The organism is Streptomyces hirsutus (assembly GCF_001418415.1).
Taxonomy (GTDB): Bacteria; Actinomycetota; Actinomycetes; order Streptomycetales; family Streptomycetaceae; genus Streptomyces; species Streptomyces hirsutus.
Genome location: NZ_LIQT01000059.1, coordinates 1 through 9,630, shown reverse-complemented (window position 1 = coordinate 9,630; position 9,630 = coordinate 1). Strand labels below are relative to the sequence as shown.

Here is a 9,630-nt window from a genome sequence, read left to right as displayed (position 1 = left end):
ATCCCTTCCGGTCCCTCCGGCCCTTTCCCTCCGGTCCCTCCCCGCCCTCCGGCCCCTCTCCCGGGCGGGTTCCGCGCCGGGTCACGGTGTGGCCGCTGTATCCGGTCCCGGCGTTTCCGCGGCACCTCGCCCCGGTAGGGTTCGCCTCCGGGAAGGGGAAGGTGAAGGAACCGGATGAGCAGGTATCTCGGCCTTCGAAGGCTCCACGAGGTCCGCGGGTTCGGCGGGTTCGGCCGGAGCGCGCTGATCGCGGCCTCGGTGACCGCTCTGTCGTTGACGGCGAGCGGCTGCGTGGTGGTGCACGGTGAGCGGGAGGTGCTTCCGGCCACCACCCGCGCCGAAGCGGCCACGGCGCTCCAGGAGTTCACGGCCGCCTACAACAAGGCCGACAAGGCGTACGACAGTTCCCTGGACGCCGAGTACACCACCGGCGCGCTCGCCGACATCGACTCGGCGCGGCTGACGGCGGGGAAGGCCAACAGCCCGGACGGCAATGCCCGGCACGCGCCGCTGAAGCTGACGGACGCGAAGTTCACCATTCCCAAGAAGGCCGGCTGGCCCCGCTGGTTCCTCGCGGACGCGGCCGGCAACAAGGGCGGCGACTCCCGCTGGCTGCTGGTGTTCACGCGCAGTGGTCAGGACGAGACCTGGGAGGCGGCGTATCTGACGCTGGTCGCCCCGGACGCCCTGCCCAAGTTCGCGGTGGACGAGGACGGCTGGGCCGAGGCGGTGCCCGCGAACGCGGCCGATCCTGCCGTGCCGCCCGGGGAGTTGAGCGCGGCCTACGCGACGTACCTGAAGAAGGGCGAGGACGGTGGCGAAGCCGCCTTCGCCGAGGGACCGCACACCAGCGCGTGGCGGGAGCTGCGGACGAAGAAGTCGGTCCGGCCGGGCCTGGCCACGCAGTACATCGACGAGCCGATGACGAACGGCGACTACGCGCCGCTGGCGCTGCGTACCGAGGACGGCGGGGCGCTGGTCTTCTTCACCACGCGCCACTTCGAGAAGCAGACCGCCGCTGCGGGGGCGTCCGTGCCGACGCCGAACAAGGACGTGCTGGCGCTGACCACCGGCGAGATCCGGCAGACCCTGACGATGGAGTTCGTGTCCAACCAGGTGGCTCTGGACCCGGGCGACGACGGCGGTGGCGACGGCGAGGTGGAGATCCTGGGGAGGATCCAGGGGCTGACGTCGGCAAAAGGCGAGTAGCACAGCCACTGCCGTACGGCCGGGACGGGACGACCGGACCGGACCCGTGGCGGAGTGGACCGGGGTGGACCGGGACGACAAACCCTAACGGCGCGAGGGCCAGGCCGCGGCGGCTGCCTGTTCGGGGTTTTCGCCGGCGTGGCGGGCGCAGGCGTCGGTGAGGTATTCCAGCAGGCTCAGCGGGTCGGGCAGCGGATGCTCCGGGCCGCGGACCCAGTGCACCGACCGGTTGTCGTCACCGGGCAGTCGCGCGGGCGGTACCAGGACGTACGAACCGCGGCAGTGCCAGCGCAGGCCGGGATGCTCGTCCATCGTCTCGGGGTGGCAGTCCAGCTCGCACGGCCACCACTCGTCCTCGTCCTCGGGGGTGCCCCGGGTGAGGGTGAAGACCAGCATGCGGCCGTCGTCGCTCTCCGCGACGGGGCCGACCTCGACCCCGTCCTCCGACAGGCGCTCCAACGCCTCGCGACCGGCTTCGAGGGGCACGTCGAGTACGTCGTGCACCATGCCGGTCGCGGTGATGAAGTTGGCCTGCGGCTGGTGGCGGGCCCAGCGTTCGATCTGGGCGCGGTCGGTGGTGGACTGCGTCTGCCAGGCGAACGACACGGGATGCCGGGCGGGAGTGGGACAACCGACGCGGTCGCAGGAACAGCCGTATCCGGCCGGGTGGGCGGCGGGCGCGAGAGGGAGTCCCGCACCGGCGGCGGCGAGCAGCAGAGCCTCACGGTCGCCTTCGTCGACGGCCGGCTCCGGGCGGCGTCCGCGCAGCCATCGGGAGAGTTTGCCCTGCCTGCCGGTCCTACCGCCGAACTCCGCGCTCATCTAGCTCCTCGCCTCGCCGTCGTGCCCCCAGCATGCCCTATCGTCCCACCATCCTGCGCCTCGGGGGGCCGGGGCACATAATCGGCGCAGCCGGGACAAGCGGGCCCTGACGTGACGAGGGGCGCCCCGCGGGGCGAAAGGTATGCCTGCGGGGCGCGGCCGCCCCTCGGCATCGGGCCTGGTCAGCGCGGGGCGAGGCCGTTGAGGGCGTAGTCGACGAGGGTGTCGGTGTACTCGTAGGTGATCGGCCCCGTGTACTGGAGCCAACGCTGGGCGAGTGGCGAGACGAACAGTTCCAGGGCGATGCGCGGGTCGATGTCGGGGCGCACCTGACCGGCTTCCTGCGCGGAGCGCAGCCGGTCGACGTAGAGCTGGAGCTGCGGTTCCAGCAGTTGGGCGACGAACCTCCGGCCCAGCTCCTCGTTGACGACGCCCTCGGCGGCCAGCGCGCGGGACGGCGCCTCGAACCCGGGGTCGCGCAGCTCGTCGACCGTGGCGCGCAGGACGAGCTTGAGGTCGGCGGCGAGGTCCCCGGTGTCGGGGATCCCCTGGCTCTCGTGGCCCGCCCGGCCCTCCTGCCCCTCATGGTTTTCGTGTTCCTGCGCGGCGGTGCGGGCGGCCTGCTCGCTCAGGTCGAGGAAGGCCTCCAGCAGGACGTCCGCCTTCGACCCCCACCACCGGTAGATCGTCTGCTTGCCTACGCCGGCGCGGGCGGCGATGCCCTCGATCGTGGTCTTCGGGTAGCCGACCTCCACGACCAGGGCGATGGCCGCGTCGTAGATGGCACGGCGGGAGCGCTCGCTGCGGCGGGTGGAGTCGGGGGGTGCGGGGTTGTTCGAGGCCATGGGCCGAATTTATCAGGTTGACAAGACGGAGCGTCTCGCCTGAGAGTGATGAGCACGAACGAGACGCTGCGTCTCGTCAGTGATTCGATGGCCGTCAGTGGCCGGAAGAACGGAGATCACCATGTCCCGAGGCGGATCCGGAAACATGCTGGGCGTCGGCGGCACCCGACAGCACCTCGGCCGCAAGGCCCTGCGCGGCGGCGGACGCGACGGCCGCATCGGCGGCGGGCTCGACGCCCAGGCCCGGAAGCGCGAACTGCTGCGCACACTCCAGGAGCGACGGGCGCAGGAAGGAAGGGGAAGTGAGGGAGGCCGGGAGAAAGGGTCCGGGAAGCGGGCCTAGTGACCCTCGCGCCCCTCGTCATCGGCCGACGGCGGCGGCCAGGCGTCGCCCCAGTCGGTGTCCCGGGCCGCCCGGTACAGGTCGCCGTGGCGCTTGGTGACGGTGGTGCGGCGCAGGGCCGGGTCCGTCTCGCACAGGTTGAGGAGGACCTGGCCCTTGCGGATCTGCGGCTTGCGGACGACGCGGGCGGGTGCCGGACTCACCGGGAGGCGGGTGGCGGCGACGTAGCTGAACTTCTCGTCCTCGTAGGCGAGGGACCCTCCCTTGACCTGGCGGTGCAGCGAGGAGCGGCTGACCCGGGCCGAGAAGTGGCACCAGTCCGTGCCGGGGACGATGGGGCAGGCGGCGCTGTGCGGGCAGGGGGCGGCGACCCGGAAGCCGGCGGAGACGAGCCGGTCGCGGGCCTCGATGACGCGGGCGTAGCCGTCGGGGGTGCCGGGTTCGACGATCACGACGGCCCGCGCGGCCCCGGCGGCGGCGTCGACGAGGGCCGCGCGGTCCCTGTCGGTCAGTTCGTTGAGGACGTACGAGACGGTGACGAGGTCGGCGCTGTCGAGGGTGAGGGCGGTGCCGATCCGGGAGCCCTGCCAGCGGGTGTCCGCGAGGGCGGGGTGGGCGGCGGCGAGTTCCCGGCCGAGGGCGAGGGCGGGTTCGGCCCAGTCGAGGACGGTCACCGGCCGCTTCCCCTCCCATGTGGCGCTCACCGCCCAGGCGGCGGCGCCGGTTCCGCCACCGATGTCGAGGTGGTCGCCGGGTGTCCACCCGGGCACCGCGTCGGCGAACGCCGCCAGCGCGGACCGTACGGCCTCGAACGTGGCGGGCATCCGGTACGCGGCGTACGCGGCGACGTCCGCGCGGTCGCGCAGGATGGGCGCCGCGGTCGGGGTGGCGCCCCGGTAGGTGGTGATCAGCCGCTCGACGGCCTGCGCGGCCTGCCGCGGCGGGAGCCCGTCGAGCAGCCCGGCGAGCGCGCTGCGCAGGGTGTCGGCGGGAGAGGCGGAAGAGGCCGGAGCGGGGACGTTCACCTTGCGATTCTATGGCGCGGGGCGGCGGCGCTTCACCGGCGAGCGGCCCCGGCCGGGGCGTCGGCGAGCAGTACCGGCCCCGCCCCTCGCCGCTTCCCCGTCCACGGCTCTCACCTTCCCCGTACCGCCCGCGCCACCCGCGTCGCCGCCTGCGCGCGCGGGGTGTTGTCCGGGGTGCGGGGGCGACGGGGGTGGACGGTGTTGGCGAGCAGGACGAGATAGGTGTCGGTGGCGCGGTCCAGGACCAGGGAGGTGCCGGTGAAGCCGGTGTGACCGGCCGCGCCCCGGCCCGCCAGCTCCCCCATGAACCACGGCTGGTCCAGGGCGAAGCCCAGGCCCGGCGGGGTGAGGAGCAGGTCCACGAAGTCGGGGCCGAGGATGCGGGCGGGGCCGTACGAGCCGCCCGCGAGGAGCGTGCGGCAGAAGACCGCCAGGTCGGGGCCGGTGGAGAAGAGGCCGGCGTGGCCCGCGACGCCGCCGAGCGCCCAGGCGTTCTCGTCGTGCACCTCGCCGCGCAGCATGCCGCGGTCCGCCTTGGCCCGGGGCCGCCGCTGGTCCTCGGTGGCCGCCGCGCCCGGACACGGGCCGAAGCCGGTCGCGGTCATGTCGAGCGGCCGGGTGATGCCGTCGCGGACGAGCGTGTCGAGGGTGCGGCCGGTGAGGCGCTCCAGGAGGTGCTGGAGCAGCAGCATGTTCAGGTCGGAGTAGCAGTACGTGCCGGGCACCCCGACCGGCTGCTCCGCGCGGAGCCGGGCCAGGCGCTCGGCGTCGTCGGCGCAGTCGTACAGCGGGAGTTCGGGGCGCAGTCCGGAGGTGTGGGTGAGCAGTTGCCGGACGGTGATGCCGTGCCGTACGGCCGCGGGGAAGTCCGGCAGATACACGCCCACGAGGGCGTCGATGCCCAGGGTGCCGCGCTCGATCTGCTGCACGGCGGCCACCGAGGTGAACAGTTTGGTCAGGGACGCCAGGTCGAAGGGGGTGTCCACGGTCATCGGCACGCGGTCGCCGGGCGGCAGTTCCACCGCGGTGCCGGTCCGTTCGTCGTACGCCGCGTACCGTACGGCCCAGCCCGCCGCCTCCTGCAGGACGAGCACCGGTCCGCGGCCGGCGACGACCACGGCGCCCGCGGCCCAGGGGTGCTCCCCGGTGGTACGGGCGCGGACCTCCCGGACGAGGGCGGCGAGTTCGCGGGGGTCGAGCCCGGCCCGTTCCGGTGTGCCGTGGCGCAGTCTCGGCGCGCTCAGCTGTCCGCCCCCGCTCTCTCGGTTCCACCGGTTCCGCCGGTTCCACCGGTCCCGTCGGGTCCGGCCACTGCGTCGGGTCCGCCCGCTGCACCGACTGTGCGCCGGCGGAAGGTGATTCCGTCGTCCGTGTCCGTGCGTCCGCCCCAGGGACGGCACATTCCCACGAAACAGGCCAGGGCCACCAGAGCGGCGGTCAGTTGGACGATGCCCATCGGGACGGCGGTGTCCTCCCCCGCGATGCCGACCAGCGGGGAGGCGATGGCGCCGATGAGGAAGGACGCCGTGCCGAGCAGGGCGGACGCGGAGCCCGCGGAGTGCTTGGTGCGCATCAGGGCGAGCGCCTGGGTGTTGGGCATGGTGATGCCCATGGCGGACATCAGCACGAACAGCGCGACGGCCATCGGCCCCAGCCCGACGTCCCCGAACACGCCCAGCGCCATCAGCAGGATCGCGGTCGCGGCGGTCACGACGACGACGAGGCCGAGGCCGAGCACCCGGTCCAGCCGGACCCGCCCGACCAGCACCTTGCCGTTGATCTGGCCCATGACCATCAGCCCCACCGAGTTGATCCCGAACAGCAGGCTGAACGTCTGCGGGGAGGCGCCGTAGATCTCCTGGATGACGAACGGGGAGGCGGCGACGTAGGCGAAGAGGCAGGCGAAGGCGAAGCCGCCGGTGAGGACGTAGCCGCTGAAGGCCCGGTCGGCGAGCAGCCGGCGCATCGAGCCCAGCGCCTCGCCGGCCCCACCGCGGTGACGGTCCGCGGGCTCCAGCGTCTCCGGCAGCTTCCGCCACACCACGGCCGCCATCAGGATGCCGAGGACGGTGAGGACGGCGAAGACTCCCCGCCAGTCGGTCACCCGCAGCAGTTGCCCGCCGATCAGCGGGGCCACGATCGGGGCGACGCCGGAGATCAGCATGAGGGTGGAGAAGAAGCGGGCCATGGCCACGCCGTCGTACAGGTCACGGGCGACCGCCCGCGCGATGACGATGCCGGCCGCGCCGGCGAGTCCCTGGGCCAGCCGGAAGGCGATGAGGAGTTCCACGGTGGGCGCGATCGCGCACAGCGCGGTGGCCACGATGTAGACGGCGAGACCGACGAGCAGCGGACGGCGGCGCCCCCACCGGTCGCTCATCGGGCCCACCACCAGCTGCCCGAGCGCCATGCCCGCCAGGCAGGTGGTGAGGGTGAGCTGGACGGTGGACGCGGTGGACCCCAGAGCCCGGGTGACCTCGGGGAGCGCGGGGAGGTACATGTCCATCGCCAGCGGGGCGGTGGCGGTGAGGCCGCCCAGGATGAGCGTGACCAGGAGGGTCGCCCGCCCGGGGGCCCCGGGCTCCCCGCTCCGGCTCCCCTTGCCGGCGACGGGTGCCGAAGCGGCCGGCGCCGGCGCCGTGCTCGATGCCGGCCCGGATGCCGTTGCCGCTACCCGTCCGGATGCCGGCCCGGATGCCGGCCCGGATGCCGGTCCGGACATGGACGCCTCGCCCTCGGACATGTGTCCCCTCCCTTTTAGAGTCATGCGCTCCTTATGCTCTCAGCCCGTACGGGGTGCTCGTCAGGGACGGCGATCCCGGGTGAAGATGTTCGCGAAGACGTCATGGGAGCGCTTCCACGGAAAGGCGCGGGCGCTCGCACGAGATCACGGACAACGAAACAACGAACCACGAACGAGCAGGGTGGGGCGGATGACAGGGCAGAACGTGCGCTGGGGAATTCTGGCGACGGGCGGGATGGCCACGACGTTCACGGCGGATCTGGTGGATCTTCCGGGCGCGGAGATCGTGGCGGTGGCCTCGCGGTCGCCCGAGCCGGCGAAGGCGTTCGCCGAGCGGTTCGGGATACCGCGGGCGTACGGCGACTGGGAGTCGCTCGCGCGGGACGAGGAGGTCGACATCGTCTACGTCGCCACTCCGCACTCGGCGCACCGGGCCGCGGCCGGACTGTGCCTGGAGGCCGGGCGGAACGTGCTGTGCGAGAAGCCGTTCACCCTCAACACGCGCGAGGCGGCGGAACTGGTCGGTCTGGCGCGCGACGGGGGGCGCTTCCTGATGGAGGCGATGTGGATGTACTGCCACCCCATGGTGCGGCGGCTGAAGGCGCTGATCGACGACGGCGCGATCGGTGAAGTACGCACGGTGCAGGCCGACTTCGGACTGGCGGGAGACTTCCCGGCGTCGCACCGGCTGCGGGACCCGGCGCTGGGCGGCGGCGCGCTGCTGGATCTCGGCGTGTATCCGGTGTCGTTCACCCAGCTGCTGCTCGGGGAGCCGTCGGACGTCGTGGCGAAGGCCACGCTCTCGGAGGAGGGGGTCGACCTCCAGACGGGTGCGCTGCTCTCCTGGGAGGACGGGGCCATCGCGTCGGTGCACTGCTCCATCGTCGGCGGTACGTCGACGTCCGCGTCGGTCACCGGTTCCGCGGGCCGGATCGACATCCCGTACGGCTTCTTCTTCCCCGACCGGTTCGTGCTGCACCGGGACGGCAAGGAGGCCGAGGAGTTCATCGCCGACCCGGCGGACGGGTCCCGCAACACCCTCAAGCACGAGGCGGCCGAGGCGATGCGCGCCCTGCGGGCGGGTGAGACCGAGTCCCCGCTCGTCCCGCTGGACGGCACGCTCGCGGTGATGCGGACGCTCGACGCGATCCGGGAGCGCGTCGGGGTCCGCTACCCGGGGGAAACCCGCTGAGCGATGCGGGCGTCAGGGAGCCGGCGCACCGCCTCAGGTGACCGTCGGCTCCACAAACTCCACAATCGGAATGCAACAGTCCGCAGTATTACGGCCGGTGGCGGACATATGCTCAACTCTCCTGCACCAAAGCTTCACATGTGAAGCGGACTGCTTCCGCGGACTCCGCAGGCCACATCCGGGGGGAGGAGGCGGCAGTCGTTCCACCGTGCCGGCAGGGGGCGGACCCGCGCGGGACCGTGGGGTACGCGCCGGTGGGTGGGACGACTGCCGTGTCAAACCGTGCTGTTTGGCCGGGTCGGCGTGTCACGCCTGTCCGGTCTCGAAGTGGCTGATCCTGCCGTCGTCGTCGACGGTGAAGCTCCAGCGGGTGCGCATCTCGCCCCAGACGTCGTTGCTGTAGCGGACGACGAGGGCACGGCCGCCGTCGGACTCCCGGTCGACGTCCATGTGACCGTGGGAGGAGAAGATCTCCCGGTCGGTCCAGTCCGCCAGGTCCCGCTCGGAACCGTCGTCCGCCATGGTCGCGCCGGGCGCGAGAAGGGCCATGAAGCCCTCGCGGTCGTGGTTGTTGACGGCACTGACGAAGGCGCGGACGGTGGGGTCGCCGAGGCGGGCGGTCTGAATCGTCATGTCCGCCAGCGTCCTCCCGGTCACCGCACGGCGCCAGCCGCACCACCCGAACGGCGGACGGCCGCAGGCCGGGGTGCAGGCCGGGGTGCGACGGTGGTCACGCCAAGCGACTGCGACTGCTCCGGGACCGGGAGACGACGTGACCTGTTACGACCGAGGTGATCTGGGCCTGCTGCTGCTCCGGCTGGGGGCGGGCGGGGCACTGGCGGCACACGGCGCGCAGAAGCTGTTCGGCTGGTTCGGCGGGGGCGGGATCGAGGGCACCGGCCAGTTCATGGAAACCATCGGCTACGCACCGGGCAAGGCCAGCGCCACGGCGGCGGGCCTCGCGGAGGCGGGCGGCGGCGCGCTCCTCGCGCTCGGCCTCGCCACCCCGGCGGCGGGTGCGGCGGCGGCCGGTGCGATGGCGGGCGCGGCGGCCGTGCACGCGCCCAACGGCTTCTTCAACCAGGAGGGCGGCTACGAGCACGCCGCGACCCTGGGTCTGATGGCGGCCGGCCTCGCCGTCGCCGGGCCCGGCCGCCTCTCTCTGGACCACGTCTTCGGCCACTCGGCGGACCGGGACTGGATGGTCGTCGCGGCCTTCGCCGCGACCGCGGCGGCAACGGCGGTGGTCGTGGGCGCACGCAGCCGGCGCCTGCGCAAAGCGCGGGAGGGCGAGCAGGAGGCTCTGTTCGACTGACGGTCGGCATGCCCGCGGCGGTCGGACGCAGCCGGAGGGCCGGAGCCGGGCATGGTCGGCGCCCTGTGCCAGGGTCTGCGACATGAGCGATCCGAGCCCGATGCCGAGCCCGAGCCCGATGCCGATGCCGATGCCG

Annotated in this window: 10 protein-coding genes and 1 pseudogene; 5 read left to right on the top strand and 6 right to left on the bottom strand. The window is 72.9% G+C overall.

Translation table 11 applies throughout. The features are described 5' to 3' along the window. Positions 1-77 precede the first annotated feature (77 nt). Both AOK11_RS44530 and AOK11_RS05240 read left to right on the top strand, forming a co-directional pair. Positions 78-209, top strand: a pseudogene (locus AOK11_RS44530) (iron transporter); the annotation flags it as partial. Beyond that, positions 175-1,209 (top strand): SCO2278 family lipoprotein, encoded by a 1,035-nt coding sequence (locus AOK11_RS05240; protein WP_055592447.1) that lies wholly within the window; start codon positions 175-177, stop codon positions 1,207-1,209. The pseudogene AOK11_RS44530 and the gene AOK11_RS05240, both read left to right, overlap by 35 nt. A gap of 84 nt (positions 1,210-1,293) precedes the next feature. On the opposite strand, the gene AOK11_RS05235 is transcribed toward AOK11_RS05240, so the two are convergent. Together AOK11_RS05235 and AOK11_RS05230 are read right to left on the bottom strand one after the other, a co-directional pair. Beyond that, entirely contained in the window at positions 1,294-2,031 is a 738-nt protein-coding gene (locus AOK11_RS05235; RefSeq protein ID WP_055592446.1) for a bifunctional DNA primase/polymerase, read from the bottom strand. A 182-nt stretch (positions 2,032-2,213) separates the two neighbouring features. After that, positions 2,214-2,876: a TetR/AcrR family transcriptional regulator gene (locus tag AOK11_RS05230; protein ID WP_055592445.1), complete on the bottom strand. Its 663-nt coding sequence runs from the start codon at positions 2,874-2,876 to the stop codon at positions 2,214-2,216. A 121-nt stretch (positions 2,877-2,997) separates the two neighbouring features. Here AOK11_RS05230 and AOK11_RS05225 point away from each other — a divergent pair, with 121 nt between their 5' ends. Beyond that, complete coding sequence (locus tag AOK11_RS05225) at positions 2,998-3,219, top strand: DUF6243 family protein (RefSeq protein ID WP_206188779.1); 222 nt, start codon at positions 2,998-3,000, stop codon at positions 3,217-3,219. Here AOK11_RS05225 and AOK11_RS05220 read toward each other — a convergent pair. The 3 genes from AOK11_RS05220 to AOK11_RS05210 all read right to left on the bottom strand — a co-directional run bounded on the left by AOK11_RS05220 (position 3,216) and on the right by AOK11_RS05210 (position 6,987). After that, the gene (locus AOK11_RS05220) at positions 3,216-4,244 is read right to left on the bottom strand and encodes a small ribosomal subunit Rsm22 family protein (RefSeq protein ID WP_055592443.1); all 1,029 of its coding nucleotides are present in this window, start codon (positions 4,242-4,244) and stop codon (positions 3,216-3,218) included. The genes AOK11_RS05225 and AOK11_RS05220 overlap by 4 nt on opposite strands. A gap of 110 nt (positions 4,245-4,354) precedes the next feature. Continuing rightward, positions 4,355-5,473 carry a serine hydrolase domain-containing protein gene (locus AOK11_RS05215; RefSeq protein ID WP_055592448.1) on the bottom strand — a complete coding sequence of 373 codons (1,119 nt, stop codon included), beginning with the start codon at positions 5,471-5,473 and terminating at the stop codon, positions 4,355-4,357. Positions 5,474-5,484: 11 nt separating this feature from the next. After that, a complete protein-coding gene (locus AOK11_RS05210; protein ID WP_420902965.1) occupies positions 5,485-6,987 on the bottom strand; it encodes a multidrug effflux MFS transporter in 1,503 nt (500 codons plus the stop codon). Between the two features lie 190 nt (positions 6,988-7,177). On the opposite strand from AOK11_RS05210, the gene AOK11_RS05205 reads away from it, so the two are divergent. Next, complete coding sequence (locus AOK11_RS05205) at positions 7,178-8,179, top strand: Gfo/Idh/MocA family protein (protein WP_055592442.1); 1,002 nt, start codon at positions 7,178-7,180, stop codon at positions 8,177-8,179. A gap of 306 nt (positions 8,180-8,485) precedes the next feature. Here AOK11_RS05205 and AOK11_RS05200 read toward each other — a convergent pair whose 3' ends face one another. Then, on the bottom strand, positions 8,486-8,812 hold the full coding sequence (locus AOK11_RS05200) for a hypothetical protein (RefSeq protein ID WP_055592441.1): 327 nt from the start codon (positions 8,810-8,812) through the stop codon (positions 8,486-8,488). A gap of 139 nt (positions 8,813-8,951) precedes the next feature. Here AOK11_RS05200 and AOK11_RS05195 point away from each other — a divergent pair, with 139 nt between their 5' ends. Next, positions 8,952-9,494 carry a DoxX family protein gene (locus AOK11_RS05195; RefSeq protein ID WP_055592440.1) on the top strand — a complete coding sequence of 181 codons (543 nt, stop codon included), beginning with the start codon at positions 8,952-8,954 and terminating at the stop codon, positions 9,492-9,494. Positions 9,495-9,630 lie beyond the last annotated feature (136 nt).

Bases quoted from the DNA above. Each gene is read 5' to 3' on its own strand.
- AOK11_RS05240 (WP_055592447.1), top strand. From the start codon at position 175: ATGAGCAGGTATCTCGGCCTTCGAAGGCTCCACGAGGTCCGCGGGTTC.
- AOK11_RS05235 (WP_055592446.1), bottom strand. From the start codon at position 2,031: ATGAGCGCGGAGTTCGGCGGTAGGACCGGCAGGCAGGGCAAACTCTCC.
- AOK11_RS05230 (WP_055592445.1), bottom strand. From the start codon at position 2,876: ATGGCCTCGAACAACCCCGCACCCCCCGACTCCACCCGCCGCAGCGAG.
- AOK11_RS05225 (WP_206188779.1), top strand. From the start codon at position 2,998: ATGTCCCGAGGCGGATCCGGAAACATGCTGGGCGTCGGCGGCACCCGA.
- AOK11_RS05210 (WP_420902965.1), bottom strand. From the start codon at position 6,987: ATGTCCGAGGGCGAGGCGTCCATGTCCGGACCGGCATCCGGGCCGGCA.
- AOK11_RS05205 (WP_055592442.1), top strand. From the start codon at position 7,178: ATGACAGGGCAGAACGTGCGCTGGGGAATTCTGGCGACGGGCGGGATG.
- AOK11_RS05200 (WP_055592441.1), bottom strand. From the start codon at position 8,812: ATGACGATTCAGACCGCCCGCCTCGGCGACCCCACCGTCCGCGCCTTC.